20 protein-coding genes and 3 pseudogenes are annotated in these 25,472 nt (G+C 35.8%); 3 read left to right on the top strand and 20 right to left on the bottom strand.

Annotated features, from left to right (window positions below; all coding sequences use genetic code 11):
* Positions 1-10: 10 nt before the first annotated feature.
* The 9 genes and pseudogenes from JCM15457_RS07735 to mscL form a co-directional block, all read right to left on the bottom strand.
* Positions 11-1,423, bottom strand: coding sequence for a C69 family dipeptidase (locus JCM15457_RS07735; protein WP_034988993.1), 1,413 nt, complete (start codon positions 1,421-1,423; stop codon positions 11-13).
* Between the two features lie 45 nt (positions 1,424-1,468).
* Positions 1,469-1,633: a hypothetical protein gene (locus JCM15457_RS12170; protein ID WP_161633668.1), complete on the bottom strand. Its 165-nt coding sequence runs from the start codon at positions 1,631-1,633 to the stop codon at positions 1,469-1,471.
* Between the two features lie 35 nt (positions 1,634-1,668).
* Positions 1,669-2,103, bottom strand: a complete 435-nt coding sequence (locus JCM15457_RS07730) for an NAD-dependent epimerase/dehydratase family protein (RefSeq protein ID WP_051993353.1) — start codon at positions 2,101-2,103, stop codon at positions 1,669-1,671.
* Positions 2,104-2,488: 385 nt separating this feature from the next.
* Positions 2,489-4,223: pseudogene (locus tag JCM15457_RS07725) on the bottom strand (pyruvate oxidase).
* Between the two features lie 264 nt (positions 4,224-4,487).
* Positions 4,488-6,034, bottom strand: a pseudogene (locus JCM15457_RS07720) (ABC-F family ATP-binding cassette domain-containing protein).
* Positions 6,035-6,189: 155 nt separating this feature from the next.
* Positions 6,190-6,351, bottom strand: a complete 162-nt coding sequence (locus JCM15457_RS12195) for a hypothetical protein (RefSeq protein ID WP_156406567.1) — start codon at positions 6,349-6,351, stop codon at positions 6,190-6,192.
* A gap of 67 nt (positions 6,352-6,418) precedes the next feature.
* On the bottom strand, positions 6,419-7,327 hold the full coding sequence (locus tag JCM15457_RS07715) for a helix-turn-helix domain-containing protein (protein WP_034988992.1): 909 nt from the start codon (positions 7,325-7,327) through the stop codon (positions 6,419-6,421).
* A gap of 411 nt (positions 7,328-7,738) precedes the next feature.
* A complete protein-coding gene (locus tag JCM15457_RS07710) occupies positions 7,739-8,971 on the bottom strand; it encodes a glycosyltransferase (RefSeq protein ID WP_051993351.1) in 1,233 nt (410 codons plus the stop codon).
* A gap of 369 nt (positions 8,972-9,340) precedes the next feature.
* Complete coding sequence (gene mscL / locus JCM15457_RS07705) at positions 9,341-9,715, bottom strand: large-conductance mechanosensitive channel protein MscL (RefSeq protein WP_034988990.1); 375 nt, start codon at positions 9,713-9,715, stop codon at positions 9,341-9,343.
* 200 nt (positions 9,716-9,915) lie between these two features.
* On the opposite strand from mscL, the pseudogene JCM15457_RS07700 reads away from it, so the two are divergent.
* Positions 9,916-12,569, top strand: a pseudogene (locus tag JCM15457_RS07700) (calcium-translocating P-type ATPase, PMCA-type).
* 232 nt (positions 12,570-12,801) lie between these two features.
* Here the strand turns inward: JCM15457_RS07700 and JCM15457_RS07695 are convergent.
* Both JCM15457_RS07695 and JCM15457_RS07690 read right to left on the bottom strand, forming a co-directional pair.
* A complete protein-coding gene (locus JCM15457_RS07695) occupies positions 12,802-13,719 on the bottom strand; it encodes an aldo/keto reductase (protein ID WP_034988989.1) in 918 nt (305 codons plus the stop codon).
* 94 nt (positions 13,720-13,813) lie between these two features.
* Positions 13,814-14,686, bottom strand: coding sequence for a diacylglycerol/lipid kinase family protein (locus JCM15457_RS07690; protein ID WP_034989233.1), 873 nt, complete (start codon positions 14,684-14,686; stop codon positions 13,814-13,816).
* A 484-nt stretch (positions 14,687-15,170) separates the two neighbouring features.
* Here JCM15457_RS07690 and JCM15457_RS07685 point away from each other — a divergent pair, with 484 nt between their 5' ends.
* Complete coding sequence (locus JCM15457_RS07685) at positions 15,171-15,599, top strand: universal stress protein (protein WP_034988987.1); 429 nt, start codon at positions 15,171-15,173, stop codon at positions 15,597-15,599.
* A gap of 637 nt (positions 15,600-16,236) precedes the next feature.
* On the opposite strand, the gene JCM15457_RS07680 is transcribed toward JCM15457_RS07685, so the two are convergent.
* From JCM15457_RS07680 to JCM15457_RS07650, 6 genes are all read right to left on the bottom strand, one after another.
* Positions 16,237-16,755, bottom strand: a complete 519-nt coding sequence (locus tag JCM15457_RS07680; protein WP_034988985.1) for a DUF6622 family protein — start codon at positions 16,753-16,755, stop codon at positions 16,237-16,239.
* A 528-nt stretch (positions 16,756-17,283) separates the two neighbouring features.
* Complete coding sequence (locus JCM15457_RS07675) at positions 17,284-17,844, bottom strand: hypothetical protein (protein ID WP_034988984.1); 561 nt, start codon at positions 17,842-17,844, stop codon at positions 17,284-17,286.
* Positions 17,845-17,985: 141 nt separating this feature from the next.
* Positions 17,986-18,468 (bottom strand): HXXEE domain-containing protein, encoded by a 483-nt coding sequence (locus tag JCM15457_RS07670; RefSeq protein ID WP_034988983.1) that lies wholly within the window; start codon positions 18,466-18,468, stop codon positions 17,986-17,988.
* Positions 18,468-18,845: a DUF3021 family protein gene (locus tag JCM15457_RS07665; RefSeq protein WP_034988981.1), complete on the bottom strand. Its 378-nt coding sequence runs from the start codon at positions 18,843-18,845 to the stop codon at positions 18,468-18,470. Before JCM15457_RS07665 ends, JCM15457_RS07670 begins: the two co-directional genes overlap by 1 nt.
* Positions 18,846-18,959: 114 nt before the next feature.
* A complete protein-coding gene (locus JCM15457_RS07660; protein WP_034988980.1) occupies positions 18,960-19,418 on the bottom strand; it encodes a LytTR family DNA-binding domain-containing protein in 459 nt (152 codons plus the stop codon).
* Between the two features lie 1,617 nt (positions 19,419-21,035).
* Positions 21,036-21,410, bottom strand: coding sequence for a winged helix-turn-helix transcriptional regulator (locus JCM15457_RS07650; protein ID WP_034988977.1), 375 nt, complete (start codon positions 21,408-21,410; stop codon positions 21,036-21,038).
* 150 nt (positions 21,411-21,560) lie between these two features.
* On the opposite strand from JCM15457_RS07650, the gene JCM15457_RS07645 reads away from it, so the two are divergent.
* Entirely contained in the window at positions 21,561-22,748 is a 1,188-nt protein-coding gene (locus JCM15457_RS07645; protein WP_034988975.1) for an NADH-dependent flavin oxidoreductase, read from the top strand.
* 886 nt (positions 22,749-23,634) lie between these two features.
* On the opposite strand, the gene JCM15457_RS07635 is transcribed toward JCM15457_RS07645, so the two are convergent.
* The 3 genes from JCM15457_RS07635 to JCM15457_RS11950 all read right to left on the bottom strand — a co-directional run bounded on the left by JCM15457_RS07635 (position 23,635) and on the right by JCM15457_RS11950 (position 25,290).
* Complete coding sequence (locus JCM15457_RS07635; protein WP_034988973.1) at positions 23,635-23,961, bottom strand: YbjQ family protein; 327 nt, start codon at positions 23,959-23,961, stop codon at positions 23,635-23,637.
* Positions 23,962-23,963: 2 nt separating this feature from the next.
* Complete coding sequence (locus tag JCM15457_RS07630; protein ID WP_034988972.1) at positions 23,964-24,560, bottom strand: GNAT family N-acetyltransferase; 597 nt, start codon at positions 24,558-24,560, stop codon at positions 23,964-23,966.
* A 394-nt stretch (positions 24,561-24,954) separates the two neighbouring features.
* Positions 24,955-25,290, bottom strand: a complete 336-nt coding sequence (locus JCM15457_RS11950) for a MerR family transcriptional regulator (protein ID WP_081778226.1) — start codon at positions 25,288-25,290, stop codon at positions 24,955-24,957.
* Between the last annotated feature and the right edge of the window lie 182 nt (positions 25,291-25,472).

The following is a 25,472-nucleotide window of genomic DNA, read 5'->3' as shown; positions in this document are numbered from 1 at the left end:
CTTTATCATATCAAAGATTCTTGTCCATATTAAAAGTTAGTTTAGACAATGTCAAACCCTTTGTAACAAAATGACCGATTATTTTTGTAGTTTTTTCCCGCATTGCAGCAGCCATTCTGTAATTTTGCTGCGTCAAAAATTTCATTGCATCTTCTTTGTTTTTGCCTACAACTGCAGTATCCGCCTCTTTAAGCAAACGCAACTGCAATTCACGGCATTCTTTGATGTAATCCAAATCATCTTGGATAAATTCCGCATGGTGCGCTTCAACCAACATCGACAGCGTCCGATACATCCAGTACGCACTCTTTGAATCATATTCAAGCGGTGTGTTGCTCCAGCTCGGATCAGTATCGTTAGCATTAGTATAAAAGGGAACATATGGTGTAAACGAGGGAATCCCAAAACAGATCCACATCAGTGCTGCTTGTTCACGTGAAACATCATTTCTGATCTGCAAAACATGTGAATTTTGGGTCCGATTGAGCGAAATCGGCCTAAATTTCAATTTATCAGCCTTGTTCCCATGGCCTAACGGATCATATTCAGTTTCATTGTAATGCGAGCTTAGAATATACTCTAGGTCAGAAACCGCAATCAAACTCTCTGCATGTCGAATAAAAGGCAGGTCACTTGACATTGGATCTTGTTCAATACTCGGATTCAAATAGCGCTGTCCGAACCAAACCCGTGGTGTATTATAATGCCGGTCTTTTTCCGTATCTGTCCCAAAGATATGCCTGAAGTTCCAGCCCTTCTTATCTGGGTTGAGATGATATTCGGTAACAAATTTCTGAATACCCTCTGACCACATATAGTTATCCTTATCATTAAAATCAATTTGTTGTTGTGCGACTTGGTTAGCAGCAACTGCATATGCGTCATCAGGAATACGTGTGGCAGCCCAATGGTGCCCCGTAACAATCTCCATATACCAGACTTCATCCTTATCCGAGAAAAGAACTCCATTGCCTTCAGGCGAACCATATCGTGCAATTAAACCTCCTAAATACTTCACTCCAGCACGCGCAGATTCAATATACGGCGCAACCATCGTTTGTAGCGAATCCTCTGCCAAGCCGTTTGGTATCCATGGATCATAAGCTAATGCTTTTTCATTGCCATAAACACTTTCAGTTGCTGACATTGCAACATTTTTTTCATTGATAGAACTTTCTTCAAAAACACCCTCATGTTCCACATCCGCATTCGGTGTTGCTGTGTAACGAAAACCCCTGTCTGGGAGTTCTGCGGTAAAGCCATTCTGATTGGACACCAATCTTTTTTTAGACTTTGTAGCTGGCCGCATAACAAAACGCTGCGGGGTGAGCGGCAAAAAAGTATCATCGTTGCGGGCGATCATCGTTGATCCATCAACGCTTGCTTTTTTCCCAACTAGGATTGTTGTACATGCTTTTTCCATTTCAATTCCTCCAACATAATATTAAATAGTAATCAATTGCAGCTGCTATCTGTATTGGTCTTGCAGTAAAAAGCTATCATGTCCCAACAGAATCTGTCTGATTTCACGACTGAAAGCTGTCCTTTTGATAGGTTCATACCCAGCTAGCAATTGTTTAAGAACAGGAATTCTTAGTGCTAACTTCAGTAATTCCGCACTAAAGTATACCATTTTGCGCTCTTGTGCATATATCATTCCTGGATACACTATATACCTCTGTCAGGTAATTTCCGCATTATGTCAGCCTCAACTTCTTTTTTCGCTCGCATATAGTTTTTCATAAAAAAAGGAGCGTGCTTGGCCGACACAAATAACAGCTTAGTGGGGACATCCTTGTCATGTAGGTATTTAATCAACTCTTTAGCAGGTGTGACACTTTTTTGCTGATACTCGTGATAATTTTTTTCAATTAAAACACCAATTAAATCCAGTACCCAATCAGCAGCTGCAGCATATTTTTTCCAATTTTCGTCATGGTTTAAATCTGAACGTATCCAAGTAACTTGTTCCAGCCAAGCCTGTGTCCCATGAGGACGTCCTGAACGGGAAATGCTAATCAAGTCAAAATTAGAATCAGCAGCTAAGTATTGTAAAATACCTCTGCCGACAAAGCCCGATCCTCCAATAAGCAATACTTTCAAATTATCCACCTCATTTTCTACAGATATTTTCCGAATGTGTTTTATCTAACTGACATTCCCGCATACTGTCATAAAGATTATACATTAAAGAAGAGGGTTTGACATAGAGCACCAAAATTTGAGTAATTGAAGTTAACCGAAAAGTTTAGCCTTATAGATAACGTTTATGTGGAACAAATAAAAGGCTGAATCAAAATTTAACTTTAGATCCAGCCCCTTGTGTTAACTTTGCATTACGCGTACTAATGTCTTCTCTTCTCACTTAAGTGCTAATATGTTATCGATTACAGTTCTAATTACATCCGTAACATACACTTATTTATGCTCAATGACTCAGCTATCAACACACTCAGACTTTAAGCCTGCTCCAAAACTACTATTTCAGCTAGAAGAATTGCCGCATAATATCCTTTAATGGCGGCAATTCAGGAATTTTCCAATAGTTTTCAAGATATTCCTGTCCAAACTTCATGTAACCCTTCGCTTCATCCATGACTATTTTTCCCGGAAGAGGTGCATTATCATCTACATAAGCATTAATCAGAATTGGTCTGTCCTTAATCTTATACGCACGATCCAAAGCCTTTTTAAATTCCGTATTGCTCTTAGCAACGATTCCAATTCCGCCACAAGCTTCAGCAAACTTGGCAAAATCAATGTCAGCAAGATTAATTTGGTAATTCAACTGGCCCGCAGATTGCTGTTCGTATTCAATGAATGCTAATTTCTGATTATTAATAACAACACAAATAATTGGTAGGTTGTATTTTACAGCCGTAACAAAGTCCTGCATAACCATTGAAAAAGCGCCATCACCGTTGAGCGTCAATACCCTGCGTTTAGGATACGCAACTTGTGCTGCAATTGCGCCTGGAAGACCACATCCCATAGTGCCCAGCCAAGCAGAGATTGCAAATTTTTGTGACTCTCTAACATGAAGAAAGCGTGCTGCCCAAGATGTTGAAGTACCAACATCAATTGAGTAAACTAGGTCGTTCGGTGCAGTTTCATCGATGTAAGCAGCCATTGCTTCAGGAGCTAGCGGGGATGTATTCAGTTCACGTTTAGCCTGCATCCACTTATTCCAGTTCTTCATATTTTTTTGGCAAGCACTTAAGAAAGATCCATCCTCTCGAATTCTTCCCTGCCTGTTCAATTCCTTCATGACCTTCGCTGTGTCTCCTTGAATGGCAACATCAACACTGTATCGTTTGCCTAGGTTTTCAGCTTTCAAATCGATCTGAATACACTTAGCTTGCCCTCTCTTGGGAAGGTACGGGCGGTATGGGTAGTTGGTCCCAAACAACAATAGCAAATCTGCGTTACGCATTGCTTCATAAGCTGGCTTAGTTCCCAGTTTACCCACATTTCCTAATGAATTAGGATGCGCATCATTGATGATCCCTTTAGCAGGCAGAGTTGCAATGAAAGGAATCTGATTTTCCTCAACAAACTGTTTAATATCCGCACCAGCTTTTTTAGCTCCCATACCAAGCAGCACAACAGGTTTCTTCGCATCACGAATAAGTTTGACCGCGTGCTTGACCTGCATTTTGTCAACTTCGGGGGTACTTAATGAAAAAGCATGTGCTGCCGATTTATAGAATCCCTTCAATTCTTGCTCAGGAATATCATCTGGAATTGTTAAAACGGCGACACCCTTGTTTTCATAAGCACTTCTAATCGCCTGATCAACCACATCTGGTAAATTGTCAACAGATGAGATATTTCTATTGAAGACCGCAACATCATCAAAAAGTTTCGCAGTATTAACTTCTTGAAAATATCCCTCATTCAGTGACTTTGAAGTTACCTGCCCCAACAAGGCCAAAACGAACATGATCCATTTTGGCGTCATACAACCCATTTAATAAGTGAATTGCTCCTGGACCGCCAATAGACAAACATACCCCTATCTTATCGGTATATTTAGCTTCCGCAGCAGCTGACAGTGCCGCAACCTCTTCATGTCTGACTTGAACAAACTTGATCTTATCTTTTTGTCTTCTTAAAGCATCGACCGTTGTATCAATTGAATCACCAGGCAATCCATAAACATTTTTAACTCCCCAATCAACCAATACCTTGACTAACACATCTGAACCTTTGATCTTTGACATTTAAAACACTTCCTCTAGAAAATAGCTTCTGTAAGAAGGAGCTTCTGTATTAAGCATAGTACAAAAAAGGTTGTACACGATAATTATTTGCTTATTTTAAATAATCGAAATGTTTTATTTATTGTCTGCTGCACTGGACTATCTTTTACTCTCTGAGCGTAAAAAAAGATCTCCCTTAGAGTTAAAAAAACTTAAGCTGTTATCCATGTGGCTAACACTTACGTTCAGTCTCTAAGTAAGATCTGCAATAATATTGTTCTCAATTTAGTTTTTACTTAACCTGACACTTTCAACATCGAAAATTTTGTCAATCCAGCCTTCATAAAAAGATGATTCATGAGTAACCAACAGAACATTTCCAGGAAAAGCGACCAAGGCATCCCTCAACGCCGCTTTTGTTTCATCATCCAAATGGTTAGTAGGTTCATCCATAATCAAAAAATTGCTAGGTTTGAGTTCAAGAATGCATATTTTAACTTTTGTTTGTTCTCCACCACTCAATAATTTGATCGGTTTCATAGCATTAGCTGCATTAAGTCCTGCACGCGCCAACCGTTGTCGAATTGTCTTTGGTTCAAGCCTTGGGTATATATCCTGTACAATTTGTAATGGCGTTTTCATATTGCCATCCCATTCCAAATCTTGTGTGAAATAATTGACCTCCACTGCGTCAACAAATTTTGCCGTTCCGCCGAATGTTGGAATAAGTCCTAAGATCGATTTGATCAGCGTTGATTTTCCGACCCCGTTAAAGCCCTTTAGGACAACCTTTTCACCATGACTCATAGAAAAAGTTACCGGTTCTAGCAAAGGAGCCTTATAGCCAACTGAAAGGTTTTCAACAGTCAAAGTCGCCGCTGACATCAATTCGACATATGGAAAATTAAAGTGTGCCTGAAGCGCATCACTAGGCGGATCAATCCGGTCCAATTTGTCGAGCCTTTTTTGTCTTGATTTTGCCATTGTTGACCGTGTTCCAGCCTTATTTTTCCGAATGTAGCTTCATCTTTTTCAATCTGCTGCCTCTGTTTTTCATAAGCCTTTAATTGAACTTCCTTTTTAACTTCTTTTTGTTTTATCGCAGATTTAAAACTACCAGTATATTTGGTAATTTTGCCGAAAGCAACATCAATTATTGTATTCGTAATTCTCTCTAAAAAGTCAAAATCGTGAGACACAACCATAAAACAACCACTGAAACCATTCAAGTAATTAATTAACCACTCAATGTGCTCCGTATCTAGATAGTTTGTCGGTTCATCTAACAGTAAAACATCCGGCTTCTCAAGTAAGAGCTTAGCTAAAATTATTTTTGAGCGCTGTCCTCCACTGCATTCACTAACTTTATGATCCTTGCCGATCGCATCTATTCCCAGACCTGCCATAACTTGTTCAATATGCGTTTGGATCTCATAAAAATCATTGGCTTCCAAGATTTCTTGGTAACGTCCGGCTTTCTCCATCAACTTATCATCCATAGTTTCTGCATATCTTTCGTAGCAATTGGCTTGCTCTTGGCTGATTCGATACAGTTCCGCAAATGCTGTCTTCAAAAATTCAAAAACAGTCATCTCATGTGCTCCTTGAGCATACTGATCCAAGTAACCGATCTTACAACCATTTTGCCATTTTATCTGGCCTTCATCTGGCAATTGTTGTCCCGTAATAATTTTGATAAGGGTACTCTTTCCAGCACCATTTTGCCCGATTATGCCCATATGATCTTCTTTATTTAACCTGAAACTGGCATCCTGATACAATTGCTTGTCTGCAAATGTATGTGAGAGACCATTAACTTCTAAAATACTCATCTTTTCTCCATCCTCTTATCGACCGATTATATCATATCCTGTCTAAAAAAATTTTTTCAATGTTTTCTAGATTCTATAAATAAATTAAAAAAGACCACCACAAAACGCTGGGGACGTTTCATGCCGGTCACTGCAACCAGAATAGCTGCACCGAATTATTTGGCTGCTTTTTCTAATTCTTCACGACTCTTCAAAAAAGCCAAAACAGCTTGATGTTGAGCACGACGTTTCTTAATATTTTTTTGATTTACAGGGCGACGATCATTAGCAACCCCAACATGAGTATTTTGCGACATCACTGCTCCTCCTTTCGTCATCCACATATCTCCTAATTCTATACTGTAACTATATTTTTTTCAAGTTTTATCCAAAGCAACTTTTTTCTTACGCTTTACGGCGGCGACGTGTTCCCTTTTTCTGTAATTGCGTACTTAACAGATCCTGCAAAATTTCAACATGTTCATGATACAGTTCGTCTAACCCGACTTTTTGATACAGTGAGAAAGTTTCTGAAACAATTTTAATTCCCTGTTCATAGTCTCCATCATAGATTGTTTTCAATCCCTTAAAAAAGCGTTTGTTACTTCGTGCGTAAATATTATTGGAGTCGACTTTTATCTTAGCCAACAAACCATAATAATACGCTGTATGCTCTTTTTTGTTAGATTTCATAAACAGCAGAATCGTCCCGCATAGCGTCTTGATTTTTAAATTTTCTAGCCGCCTGTCCTGCTGTTCATAATCTTCCATCCATTCATGGTTTTGCAGTAATTTCTCAGCAGATGAGCTGTCAAACATAAACATCGAGTCAGACAACAATCTATATTCATAATGTCCCCAATGTTTGCTGCGCGAAAGATAGTGTGTGATCTCCTTTCGTTCCGCTAAAATGCTTTCATTTGATCTGCCCAGTCTTTTCTTCATAGCCCGTGCTATTAGCTGTAAGTTATAAAAACGCAGCAATTGAGTTTCTTCATACCCACGTGTAAGCTTTTTTTCCAAGGCTCGTATCTCAGTAAAATTTCCTTCATGAAATGATCGCAGCAAGTCCTGCCGGTACTCATTATAGTGGAACTGCGATTGTTTTTGCATTACCTGCTTAAACAACAAGACAAATTCGTCAGATTCCACATTCAACCTATCCAGTATATGTAAGAATGTATCAGCCGTCGTTTCAACAAGTCCGCTTTCATACTTGTAATACATTGAGCGTGATAATAAGTTGTCATAAATAGTCTTCGCCTTTATTCCCTTAGCCGTTCGAATGTTTTTTACTAATTCCCCAGTCTTCATCCCATAAACTCCTTTATATATTAATTAAACACATGTTCATTAAATGACAGTTCATCAGTGAGCATCCCTAACGATACCTAAATGAGTGTCTTTTAGCGTTTTTCTATACTGTCATTAACCGTATAGAACTTACAATTCAATGGTTCTGAAGAAAAAATTTTAAAGCGTAGTTGTTTTTATTTTTAATAAATTAGTTAGAACCTGGAAACTCTTTAGAACAAATAGTACCATTTTTCTTGATTTAATCATAGTGGATTCTGTCCATAAAAGTAACCATCCAACCAGTTTCAACTCGTTCAAAAGAGCCATATCTACTACTATCGGATAGTTTTGTGATAATTTAACTGGTTTAAACAACTAATAAAAAATAGAGCATAAATTTTAGAAATGTTATTTATCCAGTTAATACTTTCATTTTCTGACAGATTTCAACCACTTGCTCAGCTTGGACTGCTGCAATAGTTTTCTTAATCCAGGAACACGTCTCAAGTGACGATATAATTTAAGGTACCAAGGAGCATGCGCCGCTCCTAACGCTCTTTCCAGCTGTTTTTTGGTTGTACTCTTAACATCTGCACTTTTTTCGGCAGCCAAAGTTCCCTTTCCTTTAAATACTGAGGTCTTTTCAATCATTTTTCTTACGTACCCTGACTTCATTTTCTTTAAGACTGCTATGCTGGCAGTTAGTCTCTCAAGTGTGATTTCCTCAGAAACCGCATCTACAACCTGTCGTGCGTCAGCAGAAATATCTTTTTTATATAGCCAGCTGATAAGTGGTACTTTTTGAAAGTTCTCATAAGTTACATGGTCATCTCCGACATACGCTACCACACGGTGTCCTTGAGCTACAGCTTCAGCAATCGTATATCCCAATGTTTCAACATGCGCAGTGGACAGTGCAACATAATCTTGCGGTGGTTTCTTATTTATAAATACTGAGGATCTAAGGTCATATTGATCAATCATTTGCTCATACACCGACTTATCTGGCCCATATCCATTGATGTATAGCTTGATATCGTCTCTTTTTAACTCATTCGTGATGTACACTATCAGCTTGATGGCGTAACTGATGTCCTTGGCACTTTCATCAAAACGTGCAAAGACTAAAAGGTTGCTTGTCTTATTTCTCTGCGTCTTTGTTGGGATACATAGCTGCAAATGATCTAGGCTGACAGTCTGCACATAAATTCGGTCAAAATGATATTTCTGCTTAAACCTTTTTTTAATTGTTGGCGTTGCAACCCTGATACAAGTGAATGGTGTCAGATCAACACTTGCAAAACTTTCGCTTAATAGCGCTAATGGTGTATGTACTTCTCCAATAATTAGCGCTTTCAAATTAAATTCTCGTATTAATGCAGCTAGTGGGAAAAGATCCTCCCGTGTAATAAAAAAGTATTCTTCAGCAGAATCGTTCACCACTTTTTGTTTATACAACACATCTATTTTTTCTATCTGTACGCTAGCCGTAATCTCTTCGCACTTATGTAATCTACGCAGATCAAGCGTGTCAAAATCGGTATAATTATAATATGTCACTTTATAGTTTTGCCTAATGAACTCTTTCATCAAATTCAAATTACTGCGTGTTGTCCCACCTGGTGAAAAAATATTATAGCCAACAATATTTACTTTGATCATAATCCTGCCCTCTCCGCTTGCGTAAAGCCAAGTAATTCTTATCTTTCAGCAAAATTACCGCAAAGTTGATTTTACCACATAATCAGGCAGCAAAATGCCGTTTTTATCATTTTTATCTCTAATAAAACAAATTATTTCGTTCAAATTTATTATGCAAAAAAAGTAGCTTCAGCCTTTCTTCTTCAGAAGGTCAATCTTAAAATTGCTCCCAATCTGTTCTGCCTGCTCAGCAACAAGATAATTTCAGTGACGTTTACTCCAGATAAAAACTAAAAATAGCAGGATTTGCAGCAAAAATAACTCTGCTGCAGCTCCTGCAATTGCTAACTAGTAAAATAATAATAAAATAATATCTAGAGTTCTAGGGTACTACTCGCCCTGCTTTTTAAGCAAATCACGAATTTCTTCCAATAATTCAACCTCTGGTGCGGTAACTGGTGCTTCTTCTTTCTTTTTGCGAATTAAAAACTTGTTAACAGCTTTTACCAGCAAGAACACAACGAAGGCAATGATCAAGAAGTTAATCACTGCATTAATGAAACTACCGAACTTGAATGTAGCATCTCCTACTTTAAAAACCCAGTCTGAAAAATCAATTCCACCGATGAAAAGTCCAATCAACGGATTGATAAGATAGTCAACTAAGGATTTTACGATTGAAGTAAACGCCCCACCAATAATAACACCAACAGCTAAATCAATTACATTTCCACGTGAAATGAACTCTTTGAATTCTTTAATCAACACAATTTCCCCCTTATGTAGTTATTCTATCTCAATTTAACAATAACTATCAATTTTTTCAACTTTTTGTTCCCTCAAATTTTAGAAAAGGCAAGCGATTATTATCCCCTGAATAATTTCAAAAAGGGCGAGTATATAACTTTCCTTAAACATATGTACTGTGCTACATTTAAGAAAAGAAAAGGGAAGGATTATCCGAAATGACACAAAATTACCATCAGCTATCATCTGACAAGGTCTTAACTGAGTTAAATACAACAGAACAAGGGCTCAAAAACGAGGAAATCTCATCAAGGTTGTCTAAATATGGTCATAATGTTTTAACTGAGCAAAAGAGCTCCACACTGTTGCAAAAATTCATTAGCCAATTCAAAGACCTAATGATTATCATTTTAATGATTGCCGCAGTGATAGCTTTTTTTGCCGGCGATGCATCTGATGCCATAATTATTTTCTTAGTTGTGGTTTTAAATGCCGCTTTCGGTGTTTTCCAAGAAGCAAAGGCAGAGAATGCTATTAATGCTTTAAAAGAAATGACCACTCCTTCTTCACATGTACGACGTGACGGGCAGATCCAAACCATTAAAAGCTCCGAACTTGTTCCAGGTGACATCGTTCTGCTTGAAGCAGGGGATATCATTCCTGCTGATTTGCGCTTTATTAAGACTAACTCATTAAAAGTCGAAGAAGCTGCTTTAACTGGTGAATCTGTTCCTGTTGATAAAAATGATAGTCCGCTTGAAGCCGAGAAACTACCTCTGGGTGACCGGCATAATTTAGGCTATATGAATACAAATGTTACCTATGGAACGGCCGAAGGGGTGGTCACTGCAACAGGAATGCAAACCGAAGTCGGGCATATTGCTAATATGTTAAATACTGTTGATAAATCAATTACTCCCCTGCAAAAAAGTATCATTCATTTGAGCAAAATTCTAAGTGTCCTTGTCTTAATCATCGCAGCACTTGTTTTTGTTATAGGAATTGTAGCTGATCGAGCTTCTATCCTTGATATGCTGCTGACTTCCATCTCACTTGCAGTCGCTGCTATTCCTGAAGGTCTGCCCGCAATTGTGACTATTACGCTTGCTTTAGGAACACAGGCAATGGCCAAGCGCAATGCTTTGATTCGCAAGCTGCCTGCTGTTGAAACTTTAGGAACCACGGAGATCATTGCTTCTGATAAAACTGGGACCTTGACTCAAAATAAGATGACTGTTGAAAAAATTTACCAGAATGACCGCTTGCAGGATGCTCATACAAGTAACTTTGAACTTCAAAACCGCTTGGCCCAAATAATGATTCTTGCTAATGATAGCCAAGAGTCAGACCAAGGCCTTGTCGGTGACCCTACGGAAACGGCACTTATCCAGTACTATTTGGATAACAAACAGCCTGTCAATGAAGTCATGCAAAATTTCCCACGTATTATGTCGCTTCCATTTGACTCCGAGCGCAAACTGATGTCTGTCGTTGTTTCACACAATGAACAACAGTTGGTCATGACAAAGGGGGCTGTTGATGAGCTGCTGAAACGTACAACTAAGATTGAAGAAGATGGTCAGGTCCGTTCTCTGACCGATAAAGATAGCAAACGGATCTTGGAGATCAATCATTCTCTTGCTCAACAAGCACTGCGTGTCCTAGCTTTTGCCTATGCACCTACGCAAAGTATCGATGCTTCTACCAATTATGATTCCACCGAGATCGAAAACAACTTAATCTTTGTTGGAATGGTTGGGATGATCGATCCAGAAAGACCTGAGGCAAAGGCTGCTGTCGCAGAAGCTCGAAGTGCTGGAATTCGCCCACTTATGATAACTGGGGATCACAAAGATACGGCAACAGCGATTGCAAAGCGGTTACAGATTATTGATGAAAACGAGGTCGAAGGCAGTGTTATTACTGGGAATGAACTCGATCATCTCTCTACAGAACAGTTAGATGCAAATGTGGAACAATACTCTGTTTATGCGCGAGTCGCACCAGAACATAAAGTTCGTATCGTTAAAGCATGGCAGAAAAAGGGTAAAATAGTTGCGATGACTGGTGATGGTGTCAATGATGCCCCTGCGTTAAAAACTGCTGATATCGGAGTTGGAATGGGAATTACAGGGACTGAGGTTTCCAAAAACGCTAGTGATATCGTTCTGGCTGATGATAATTTTGCAACGATTATCGTCGCAGTAAAAGAAGGACGCAAAGTCTTTGCCAATATTCAAAAGGCAATTCAATATCTCCTATCCGCCAACCTTGGTGAAGTTCTGACACTCTTCTTCATGACAATGCTCGGCTGGGATATTTTTGCACCTGCCAGATCCTTTGGATAAACTTGGTAACAGACACATTCCCAGCGATTGCACTTGGTGTTGAAAAAGCAGAAGCAAACATGATGCAGAATAAGCCACGTGGAAATAAATCGAGTTTCTTTGGTGACGGAGTCATGTCAAGTATTCTTTACCAAGGTTTGCTTGAAGGTGCTCTAACATTGGGAGTTTATCTAGTAGCTTTGACTTTCCCATTCCATAATACTCATGCCTTAATTCACGCTGATGCGTTGACGATGGCATTTGCAACATTGGGACTGATTCAGTTATTCCATGCATTCAACTCGAAATCAATCCATGGGTCAATTTTTAGGAAAGATTTATTTAATAACCGTATGTTTAACTGGTCAATCCTACTTTCTGGAATATTATTGTTTGCAACAATTTTTGTTTCAGCATTCAACGATACCTTCAAAGTCACACCACTTGCACCTCAACAATGGTTTGTGGTCCTGATTGGCGGACTATTGATGCTAGTTATCGTTGAAATTGTTAAGTTTTTCCAACGCATCTTGTTAAAGAAGTAAATCGTTTGGCATAAAATTTAAAGTTTGAACATTAACTGCATATTACATTCATAGTCAAAAAAAAGCTATGAATGTAATATGCTGGTTAAACGAAAAAGACTAGTTGTTGAAGCACACTAGTTCGTATATTTCAACTAAAAAATGGGTGGAGTCAAAATTTATTTTTGACCCCGCCCATTTTTTTAGTTAAGCCCTATATCACAAAAAGCTTAGTGATTTCACAGAAATGACTTTAAAATGCAGCGAATAGTTTATCAATAGTTGCAAAATCATCTTCACTCAAATCAACATCTGTCGCTTTAATATTGCTTAAAACCTGTTCTTGTTTTCGTGCCCCAGGGATGACAATTCCTATACTTGGTGCCGCTATATACCATGCTAAAAATATCTGAGCAACAGTTGCATTGTATTTTGCAGCTATCTGGCGCACTTTCTCCAGACTTTCGATAATATTCTTGTATTGCTCAGCTGAAAAATTCTTAAATTTTTTGTGGTCATCTAATGAATATTTTCCGGTCAACAATCCAGCTGCTAATGGGAAATACGGTACAAAAGTAATGTTATTTGCCTTCAAATATGGAAAAAGCTGTCTTTCAGCATCGCGGTGAACTAAATTATAATTATCCTCCACGATATCAACTTCACCATTTTTATTTGCCTCTTTTATCTGTGCAAGCGAAAAATTAGAAACACCTATTGCCTTGATCTTTCCAGTCTTCTTCAGTTCTGCTAGTGCTCCAACTGCCTCATCTTTAGGGGTTTCATCATCCGGAAAATGAATATAAAAAATATCAATATAATCAGTTTTAAGTCTTAGTAGTGCTTCATCGACGGCTTGTTTTAAAAACTCTGGTGAGTTATTTATTTTTAAATTGTTTGTCTTATCCTGAGCTGCCTTAGTTGCTAGTACAACCTGCGAACGTTCATAGTTTTGCAAAACATCACCAATTATTTCTTCTGAACGTCCTAAACCGTACATATATGCGGTATCCAATAAAGAAACCTTTTCGTCCAAAGCTGCTTTAACAACTGCATAACCATCTTCATCTCTTAACCCTTCAAAAAGATTATGCCCACCTACTTTGTTGGTTCCTAATCCTAGCTTTGATGTTATGACATCACTCTTACCAACTCTTATATTTTCTGCCATTTATATGCCTCCTTAATTACAAAAATCTACCGTTATTATAAGACTTACACCAGTATTATGAAAAAGTATCTGCTCATTGCATTATTATTCAGTATCACATGAAAAAAGAAACAAAATTGGGAAGCCATTCGATCTTGACCGGCAAGTCCGGTCCTGGATCACCATCAATTCTTGTGCCTGTGAGCTTCCCATCAGTTGTTTTTATGATCAGCTTCTTCACATCAAAGGATGTCAGTGTGGTCGACTTACGCAAGTTACCAGTCAAGGCAAAATAGCCGTAATTCAATAACTTGCTGAATTTCATGTTGTTCAGCATCGTTACGTGCAGCCCGTCACTTCGTGTTCCAAGATAGCGCCGCCCACCGACAAAATCAGTGGTTGTTATTAAACAGAACCAGACTTTCGCAGGCATTGAAAAAACATCATTATAGAATTCTGTTTTATAAGAGTGGTTTTTACGCAAATTTTTGACTGCGTTAAAACCATAAACCGCCAAACCATATTTTTTCTTTTCACTTTGTCGGACATCATTTGAAATGCTCGCTAAACTTCCGAAAGCCAAAGAACTTACCACAGCTTGACCAGCGCATTTACCAATACCCACGGAATGCAGATTGTTTTCCATAATTTTTGCAAAAGCCTTGTTCTGGTCTAGTGGAATCCCCCATTTTTGAGCAAAATTATTAACTGTTCCATTCGGAATAAGCCCAACTGGTACACTTTTTTTAGCACGAACAAAAGCTGTCAGCACTGCATTAAGGCTTCCATCTCCTCCAATACAAATCACTGCTTTTGCTTGTGGCAGCTCACCTATTAGCATTTGTATAGCCTCTGTTCGACCTCCAGCTACCAGTTGAGCGACATCCTGTCCTCTTATTTTTAACCGTTTCTGAATATCATCGGCTATTTTTTGTGCTTTACCATCTCCAGCTCGCGGATTAAAAAAGATTATATATTTCTGACACATTGCTTTCCCACCATTTCCATTATCAAGGTTCACTTCATTCTTTCTTTAAGATAGCACACATATATATACTATTGCGTTTTTACGACTCGACTCTTATCTTTCCGCAAAAAGCCTTTGCATGCTTTTCAAAATGAATTGAAAGAATTTTTCAATATAAAAAACTTGGTGTACAATAGTTGCTGAACACATGAATTTTTGCACAATCATATAACTTTTAATTCTAGTTATCTCAGTCATTTCCCGTGTTGCATCTAACTTGCTTTATTGGGCTTATTCATGAGAGAGACCTCAAGCGATCGGTCTCCCCTGCTGGTGCCCTTTAAAAAGCTATCACGAAGGTTTTGATTACACGAGAATGCCATTTTAGGATTGCTAATTTTGACGGTCTATGCTCTCTATCGCGTAATCAAAGTTCGACTGCCAAGACTACAAATAGTTATTAATTTGTTGCTTGCACACTACATGAATGGAGTTGAATTAACCAATGGAAAATTTTAAAAAAATCCTAGTAGGTGTTGATGATTCCGCTGATGCACTTCTTGCATTCCGCTATGCTATTAAAAGAGCCAAGAATGACGAAGCTGAGTTAGTTATTGTTTCTATCCTTGAAAGTCACGAAATGAACGTTTTTGAAGCTTTAGATAAGGATTACATCCATGGTGAACGCGCGGAGCTGGAAAAACATCTCCTTAAGTATCAGCATGAGGCCCAAGCGGCCGGCGTTGAGAAAGTCAGCGCAGTTGTTGCAGAAGGTGAAGCTGGAGAAACCATCGTCAAAGATGTTATTCCTCATGTAGCACCTGACCTGCTTATCATTGGTTCTCAATCTAAAAAAGGACTGGCTAAGCACTTTGGCAGTCAAGCAGCATACATGGCTAAATACGCACCGATTTCTGTTTTAGTTATACGCTAATAAACTTAACTGCTGCACATAAATAAAAGCCATGGTCGTAAGGAACATCTAACATGACTGTGGCTTTCTTTTATATTGTCCTTGGTGAGAAAGAGCACACTTCTTTGAAAAAATTAGTAACTTGATAGATATCATAATTTAGTCAACTCTACTCTTCATGATTATTTACAATTTATCCAGTTCATTTATACCAAGAGATTAAAATCCGAGCACTTGCCCAGTAGCCAGCTTTCAATTATTTTTAAGCCACCACATAATTCCCGCTTTGGTTTGACGATCTAAGAGTATGGGATAGTATTTCCTTTTTCAATAGATTTTTCATTCTCGTAAACTATTTTATTCTCGCTATTTCTTTGTCACTCAGCTGGCTTTTAAATCAAATACTATTTGACTTAATTTGTAATTTATATATATTTCTGCTTATTACCATAAGAACCCTTTAATCTTTAATTATACGAAAAAAAGGCCCATCAGAAACATCATTATTTTTTCTGATGGGCCTTTTTTTGGAGTTCTTATACAGTTCCCTATCATTCTCTCTAGAGTAGTCCCCCTAAGTTGACAGTCAGCACAAAATATTCAGATTCCATGAACAATTATAAAAAATAAACTTAAATAAATTTTATATAATGTGAGTTTACTTTTTGTGAATACCTAATTGCCTTTTAGCTTGTACAATTCTAAAAATCCCCCCAAAGAAAAGACCAATAGTGAAACCACAAATACACCCATAGAAGATATTAAATTGAAAATCATTATAAAGCATCGGCCGTGTAGCGAGTACTACATTCAATAAATATTTAGCTGAAAAATTAAGCATCATAATTATTAACGGTATAACACTGCCTTCTTGTATCAGCAACCCATTCTTAATATAGAATGCTTGTTTTTTATATAACAAATAGCTAAGCAGGAAACCTGGAATTAAAGAAATCACATAAAAATTCAATAGTACATTAGGATTGCCAAATTGATTAACAATAGTATCTAAACCCCAAATGATGAAAATAGAAGGCATTATGAATGATCTTTTCAAAGAAACTGGACTTTCTGCTATCAAAGCAGTTCCGCGTTTGATTAAAATCACTAAAACGACCCACACCCAAAAAGGAGTGTTATGAACTATTTGAAAAATAATTTTAAGCACGTCAGCCATAGTTTTACTCTCCTTTGAAAACATAGTTCTTTTACTTATCACTGAAAAATCAATTATTTCTTTCTGCAGATATTTATTCACTTCTTCTACAGATATTTTTAAAGCCTATATTTTATAAATATTTGCCCTTAGTGTCTTGGTAAAGAAGGAAACCAGACATAACATAAATGGACTGTAAGGATAACCTGAGACCAACTTATTTCCGACATTGGAGATTCACCAGTCAGATTTAAAAACAAGTCTGACCAATCCACAAAATCTTGCAGAATAATAGAAAAAATATTTCTACTTTTACACAAAGTCAATCGCTATGGTGTAGACAACTTGATATAAAATATTCCCTAAATCCTATCTTCCCTAAGAGCACATGCAACTATAGACTACTCCAAAAATTAAACTAGCTATCAAACCGCCGAATAAAATGGCACTTGGGGATTTCCTCAAAATGAAACTAGGGTGATTAAGTATACTCCCATGTGCTTAAATAACTGTTTAACATCACAAGAAATTCATGACTCACTAGCCAAATTAGCTATGTGTTTTTTTGTTATTATGCAAAGCACTTTTTATATCTGGATTTTTGAATTCTAAAATTTTTATATACAAAAAAGAAGTGACCCCACTCATTAACCAGACATACCAATTCTTTTGTTGACTGAATATTGAATAGACTAAAAATTCACTTTTGATTTCAGAAAAGAGTTCTCTAAAAATAAACTCCTTAGTTACTGATTCAAAAAAAAGGGAACAACCAATTCCTGTTAAAAAAATGATTACCCACCCCAAAAGATAAGGATAGCCTTTACGAACATATACTAACATCTGGTTATTATTACCCTTTCCAGGCATCTTTTTTATTTGAACTTTTGATGCTTGAAATAAAGCAATAAATACAGATAACATAAGCAAGAACAGTAAAATCACGATATTCGTAAGATTCCACACCATTGTGGTGATAAACATAATTATTGAATAAAAAGGAATAAAAACATTTGTAAACTTAGTGAGTTTTTCAAATTCAAAGGGTTTTCTAACTACTTGAAATATCACTCCCAAAAAAATTAGCATAAATAAAGCGTTGAATTTCATTGTGTCTCCTTAATATATTGATTGTTCATTTAATTCACTAGAACTTCGAATTCATCTAAATAATTATCTCTTTAATTACAAACCATTTTATGGTGAGTGTTTTAAAAAAGGCACTAAACATATTAGCCACACTTTGATAAGCTAACAACTTTTTTTGGCAAGCTTTTCGTATTTGTGCCAGTTCCATAGTTCATAGAGCGGGGCAATGCAAATATAAAGACACAGGTTACCAACGCTTATTAAATGTAATGAGTATGTTGTAAAATAGCACATAAAACAGATTGGCAAGTATAAGACGATCCCCGTTATCATGCCTGGAGAATAAGTACGCGTTTTAATTGCACCAATAATATGTGTAAAAATTGCATTACTGGCCAGAAAACCAGCAGAAATTACCAAACCAGAATTATTACCCTCAGTAAAAAATGCAAAACCGCCAGTAATTGCAACGATTGTAAAAGCGATTATATTTACTCTCCAGTAGTAACTTCGTTTTTGTCTACTCAACGATGGTCGCAAGTTATGATACCAAGTCATAAAACCTCCTGGTAATGCAAACTCCTCAATACAATGAAGCAGGTAAGAAAATGGCACCATTATAGCAAGTATCTTCATATTTTCCATTATTGTTTATTCATTCTCCTAACATAACTGTTTAGTTTATTAGTTGTAACAAGTAAATTGATATACACAACAAAGTAAGAAAGAATGTATATTAAAGCGCTACTACTAAGAACAGAGAAAAACGAAAAATTAAGATGCCCTATCCAGTCAAACATAAAAATAAACAATAAGATAGCAATAAAATGTATGCTACCCGCAACCAAGAGACTGATTTTTTCTATGTCGAATATAAAGGTCATTAAACCAATAAAACCCGAAAGTAAAAAAACAAACAAAATTGTTTTTGCATTGAGGTAAGTTGGTTTATTAAAAAATCTTATTAATAAAAAGATGAATGATCCAGTACCTAAACCACGAAAAACTCTTTTTAATATCATTTTTTCAACTCCATTAATGTTTTCAAGTTACTTGTGCGACCAATAACCTCAATATAAAGGTGTCTTGTTTAAAAGTTAATAGCTTATGACACTTCATGACATTTTTAATACACATCAGGAAACAATACTAAATAATTTTAATTTTTTTCGCAGATGAGCAACAAATTTTCGACTAACAATTTGTTGCTCGCCAGTATTTAAAGTAACCAACAAATTGCCATTTATTTTTGTCTCAAAACTGGAAATTGTATATAAATTAATCATGGTGGCTTTAGATATTTGAACTAAATAATTAGGGGATTCTTGATTAAACTTAGCTAGTGAACATCGTACATAATAAACTTTATCGGCAGTATAAATAAACATCTGTCGCTCTAGGTACTCCACAAAGACAATATTTGCATAATCCAACTGTTGTTCTCGAGTGGAATCCACAGCGCTTGCAAAAAAATGCTGATTATTACTTTTTAAAATACTAATTGCCTGTTGTATATTTCCAGTAACCTCATGTACATGGAAAAGCACTTCGTCGTCCACATTTTTAGAAATTTTAACAACCTTTATTTTTATCATTTATAATCATTCCTTTTAGGTGTCATTCAGTAATTCTCTATTAAATAACCTTAAAACAATAATTTAAGCACAATTATGTTACTTTTAATTCAACAAGATTTCTTTTTAGTTTGGTATTAATTAAAACTATGAATTCAAGTACAGTTATAAAGAATTTCAATATATTTAAGCTGCACCTGATTCACCTTCTTAAAACTTTGATCAGTTAAATTGCTTGTTTTTAAACAGTGATATGTTCTTTGACTCTATAAGTGATCATTAGCTTATGGCTAAACTATATGTCATAAGCTTGCGTGGCTAATATCCTCAAATTCAAAAAAAGTATCGTCAATTGTTCTAGTTGGATCAAATACAAAGAATATCAGCTGCACATTTTGATTTAGTTATATTTTGTTGAATTAAATCAAGAAGATTTTGATATATTGAATTGTTGAAATTTAATGTATGCCAGATTTTTTTATAGTATGCATCTCTTGAGCACATTCAAAGGATACACTTCGTATATTCAGGTTAATTATGACTTATTAGAGATCAATTTATTGGTTGATAGTAGAACACTGTTTTCGGATCTACTTGTAAATTATGAATATTTTTCAAAACTATATTTTTAAAAATCCATACCGAACTTTTATCAGGATGCATATTCCGTGTATATATAAAATATACTTTCTTATTAACACGTTCATAGAAAATCCCGCGTCTTCTGTATAAATTGAAAAAATATGTTCTGGAAAAACCAAAACTGTTATTTTGAGTAGTAAGCACGTAATCCCTACCATGTATTTTAATCTTAAAACTTTTTGAATTAAACATTTGAATAGCATAAACCTCATTTGTTGAATACCGATTTTCATGGGTACAGATAATCACAGTACATAAGCTGAAAAAAAGCATTAAGCACATTAGTTTTGAAATTCCTTTTGAGGAGTTGCTCGAGCAATTATCAAGATAAACTAACCATAAAGATAAAATAATAAAAGCTGTTATTGCAACTAATGCTTTAGGTGTTTGTAACATCACCTTATTCGCAGAAAAAATTGTACAAATAAATAAAAATACGAAAAAAAGGAATTTTTTTAACCTAGTTTTAGACATCAACCTCACCTCAATGTATATCCCACAGTTGCTCATCGAATATATTCCTGCCCTTTGTCTTATAAAGCTCGAAACATCAACGTTTTTAAACTATTCGCAAATACATACTTCCTAATGAAACAAGAAAACACACTAAAAAAGCAAAGCACGGGAGTTAGTATCCCATACTTTACTTTTTCAGTGCAAGCCTTCTAACTAATAAAGAGTTTTGAAGATTATATGCTTCCTTCTACCAATTTTGATAGGCTATTGCTGAATCCGTTTGTACAATCAGACAGCTGTATTTTAGACTCTTTGAATGCTTAGAGTGCCGCACTATAATCTTCTCCAATTATAATAATCTTCTATATCTGCTGCAAATGCTAAAGCATCTATTGAGTTGGCAAATATGAAAAAACTATGCGTTATTAATTTGAGCTTGGTGCATCCAATAAAGTTATTGATTTAAATTGTATAAAGAAATCCAATAAAAAGCTTCAATTCTGAATTATTAAATATTATTTTCATATCAAATATTCAAAACTAAAAATTCAAATAGCCTTCGTGTCCCTTACTCAATAGTTCAACTTGATGCCCTTCTGCTTTTAAACGTTTGACTCTCTTCTCACCCCAAACAGACATTGTTACTAATAATTCACGTAGTGTTTTCCCCTCATCAGATAAATAGTACTCAACCTTTGGTGGCACTTGATTATATATCTTGCGAATAATAATACGATCATTTTCCAATTCACGTAGTTGCTGGGTCAACATTTTCTGAGTAATATTTGGAATCAATCTTCGAAGTTCGCCAGTTCTAGTGGGTCCATTACCCAAATGACATAAAATGATAGGTTTCCATTTACCGCCAATTACATCTAACGTTGCTTCAACACCAATATGATAAATTTTCGCCATTATTAATCTCCTCATAATCCCTTATTTAATACATTAGGAACTTTTTAGTATCTATATAACTTTTTAGTACGTACTTGTTTAAATATATGTACGAATTATAATAACACGTATAATTCAGAAAACCTATTACTATTTGGAGGAATTGATTTTATGACAACAAAGACATTTTTATCACCATTTAGATTTAACAATGGCTTAGTAATCAAAAACCATATTGTAATGTCACCTATGACAACAATGTCTAGCTTTTATAACGGCATGATTACCACTGATGAGCTTAACTATTATGCGGCTCGTGCTGGTGGACCGGGAATGATGTTAACCGGTGTTGCTAATGTCAGTGACAATGGCAAGGGATTCGAAGGCGAACTATCAGTTGCCCATGACGAAATGTTAGTTGGTTTGACCAAACTAGCTAAAGCTATCCATAAAGATGGTACCAAAGCAATTTTACAGATTTTTCATGCGGGACGAAAGTCTAATAGTGCTATACTTCGTGGTGAAAAGCCTGTTAGTGCCAGTGCACTAGCAGCCAGTTATCCAGCCAATTCCGAAACCCCTAGGGCATTAAACAATCAAGAAATTCTCCAAATCATTTCTGACTTTGGTGAAGCCACCAGGCGAGCTATCCAAGCTGGCTTTGACGGTATTGAACTTCATGGTGCTAACACCTACCTACTACAACAATTTTTTTCCGAGAATTCCAATCAAAGAACAGATACTTGGGGAGGTTCTAGAGAAAAACGTTTAAAATTTCCATTAGCTGTAATCAAAACTGTTAACGAAGTTGTTAACAAATATGCAAATAGACCTTTCCTAGTAGGCTATCGAATTTCACCGGAAGAAATTGAAACACCCGGAATTCGGCTAGAAGATTCTCTTTTCTTTGTTGACAAGATCAAGAGTAAAATTGATTATCTTCATCTTTCAATGGGCGATTACAAACGTACTTCACTAAATAATCCAAATAATAAAAAAACATTAATTTCTCAGTTTGCTCGACACACCCAAGGAATAATTCCCCTCATTGGAATTGGATCTATTGAAACACCGGAAGATGTAAATGCAGCAATGGCCGATGGTGCTGACTTAGTCGCGATTGGTCGAGAATTTATTAGGGAGCCACAATGGGTTCAAAAGGTTGCTGGCAATGATTTAAACAGTATTCGAACTCAAATTAGCCCATCAGATATGGATGAATTAGCTATTCCACCCGTAATGCAAACTTATTTGAAGGAATCCTTTTATTCAGTTATGCATTTTACAGATGACCCAAAAATTCACCAAAGTTACCAAAATACTTTAGCACCAATGGAAGGCTTTGAAAAAAAGATTTGATTGATAATACCCAAAATACTTGGTTCACTCTTTCTAAATGAGTTCAACATAGTTTAGAACCCCTGTTAAATAAATAATTGAGCGATAAGTGACTAATATTAACCCAGTACTTTATCGCTCATTTTTTATATAAAAGATTGCATCAACGCAAAGCATCTGCACAAAAAATAGCAGATAGGTCCCCACAAACATCCCATCAAAGCCGCGGAGAACCTCCTCTTTTCGGCTTTTCAGTTTATACAGAAATCAAGATGTTATTGCGGACTCCAGCTTAATTCATAGTCATAAATGTAGTATCATTACTCATTAAGCCCTTACAACAAAGCCACATTTATATTCGATATGGATATCAAATATAAACCTTCAGCTATTATGATAAGAGTAAAGCTAGAGTTCTTAACGATATTTTAGCTTCTATGTGTCTCCAAAACCCGAAAGAGGTGGGCTCTCTTCGGGTTTTTTGTTAAATTCTATAAAAATATGGAGAGTTTAAAGTAATAAAATAATTATACTAGCTAAATAAATTCTCCCATCTATTTTTACTTTGAAGCATTTCGAGTAAAACATCTGTATTCCATAGACATTTTTAGTTGACCGGTAATTTTCATGTGTATATGCAACCACTAAGAATAGACTTAACCATGGAAAGATCAGTAAAATTTTTGAAATTATCTTTCTTTTCCGAAAGTGCTTATCAAAATAAAATACTAACAAAGACAAGACGCCAAACACAATACTAGAAACCAATGCTTTATGCGTTTGCAACATTACTTTATTTGAAAAAAATAAGTATTTACCATAGTCTCTCATAGCTATTCTGATCCCATCCTAGTCATTCAATTATGGTGCAAACACTAGGGGAGGAGCAAAGTGAGCGAATCTGATTTTACTCTTCAATAACAACTGCTGTGCCACTAGCAGTTATAGCTATTAACATGATGTCAGAATTTACAAATTGAGTATAACTCACTTGAACTTTAGTTATTGCATTAGCAGATAAGCTATGTGCTTTTGCTTTTAAATCTTTTATAGCTAGATTTCGTCCTTTTGCATACTCATCGGAGTAGGTGGTAGACTTTCCTCCAAATATTCCTTTTAATCCACTTAAGGTGTCTTTCACAATATTTACTGAAATAACTTGTTCACTAAAAATCGCACCTTTAACTTCACTAATTGTTTTGTCAGCAATATTTTCCGTAGTTACTATATACATATTTAATTTTTCCTCCATTCCATAAAATACCATAAAGGTATTTTTAGTATCCGTTTGCTTAACATACTCTTTTTGTGCGTTTTCATTTTAAACCCTTGACTATTATACAAACTGAATGCAGCTTTATTACTGGAAGCAACATGTAATGACACTTTTTTTGAAGAATGTATTTGTAAATAGTTTAATAATTTTTTTCCTACCCCCTTCCCTCTAAAACTAGCAGCTACAGCAAGAAAATCAATATAGGTTTCTCCCTTTTTAGGCCTATAGGAAAGAAGAGTTAAAAAGGCATATATTCTTAATCGATCAAGTAGCTTAAAATTTCTTTTCAATAAATACATAAAATAATAATCGGAAGTCTCTTTGTCTAAAAAATATAAGCATCCAATAATTTTATCTTTCGCAATTGCAACCAGAAGTCGCTCACGCTCACATGCACAGATATAAATACTGATGATGTTTGTAATCTTTTTCGCCGTCTCCTTAGAGAAAAAAGATGAGCTAAATTTTCCTCTAAAACTTTCGTAAATAAGCAAAGAAAGATCTTCTGAAAAGTTTATATTGTTACATTCTGAAGCGACTATAATCTCTACTTTCACAATCTAACCTCCAGAGAAAAAATAGTAACATTATTATAGGCCAAAGAGCAGTAAACATTTTCGTAAAGTAGTAACTCATTATGACTAGGACCATTAATATTCAATAATCTGTCTGATAAAAAAAGATCAATATTTCTTTTAATACACTCTTCGTTTTTAACTATAAAACTTTTACAGGCATAAGTGCCTTGTGGAAAAACGTATTCACTGTCCTCTTTTTCGCTTCTTAGGCAAGGAATATGTGATAAATTTTTTTCAGTAATATAAAATATTTCATCTAATGGCGAAATATTCAAATCTGATGCTTTTAATAAATCTACTGTCTCATTCTCAAGCACCGATTTGGGTACAGGCTTAAAGTAGCGATCAGGCCTATCGAAAAATATTGTTTCATTCAGTTTATAAATATCTTGTGCTTGTATAATTGACTGTACCGTTTTTTTACAGCACTCAACTCGTCAATTTTATTTTGTAGGCGCTGTTCAGCATCAGTGAAATAATTTAAAATTTCATTTTGTGTCAAAATAGTACTGATAGTACCGAGAGAATAGCCAATTTTTTTTAAAACGAGAATTTGATATAGTTTATAAACATTTTCTTCATCAAATAAATAGTAGCCATTTTCTTTCCTATGCTTGGGTATTAAAAGTTCAATATCGATATAGTGCCTAATGGTATATTTTGATATAGAGAACAATGAGGCTAGTTCTCCAGTAGTAAGTAATTTCATAAGTTCGCCTCCTCGTAAAAGCAGTATACACCGTTGGGTTACAACGCAGTCAACACTTATAAAAATATAGTAACTTATTTAGTTTGGGGACATTTCCACGTTTTTTTAATGACGTTCCGTACATTGTTGTTGAAGATGTGACCAAGCAATTAACAATAAATAGTCTACCCCCTATATACTTT

The organism is Liquorilactobacillus sucicola DSM 21376 = JCM 15457 (assembly GCF_000612445.1).
Taxonomy (GTDB): Bacteria; Bacillota; Bacilli; order Lactobacillales; family Lactobacillaceae; genus Liquorilactobacillus; species Liquorilactobacillus sucicola.
Note: the sequence above shows the minus strand (reverse complement) of the source record. Positions and strands in the feature narration are given on the sequence as shown.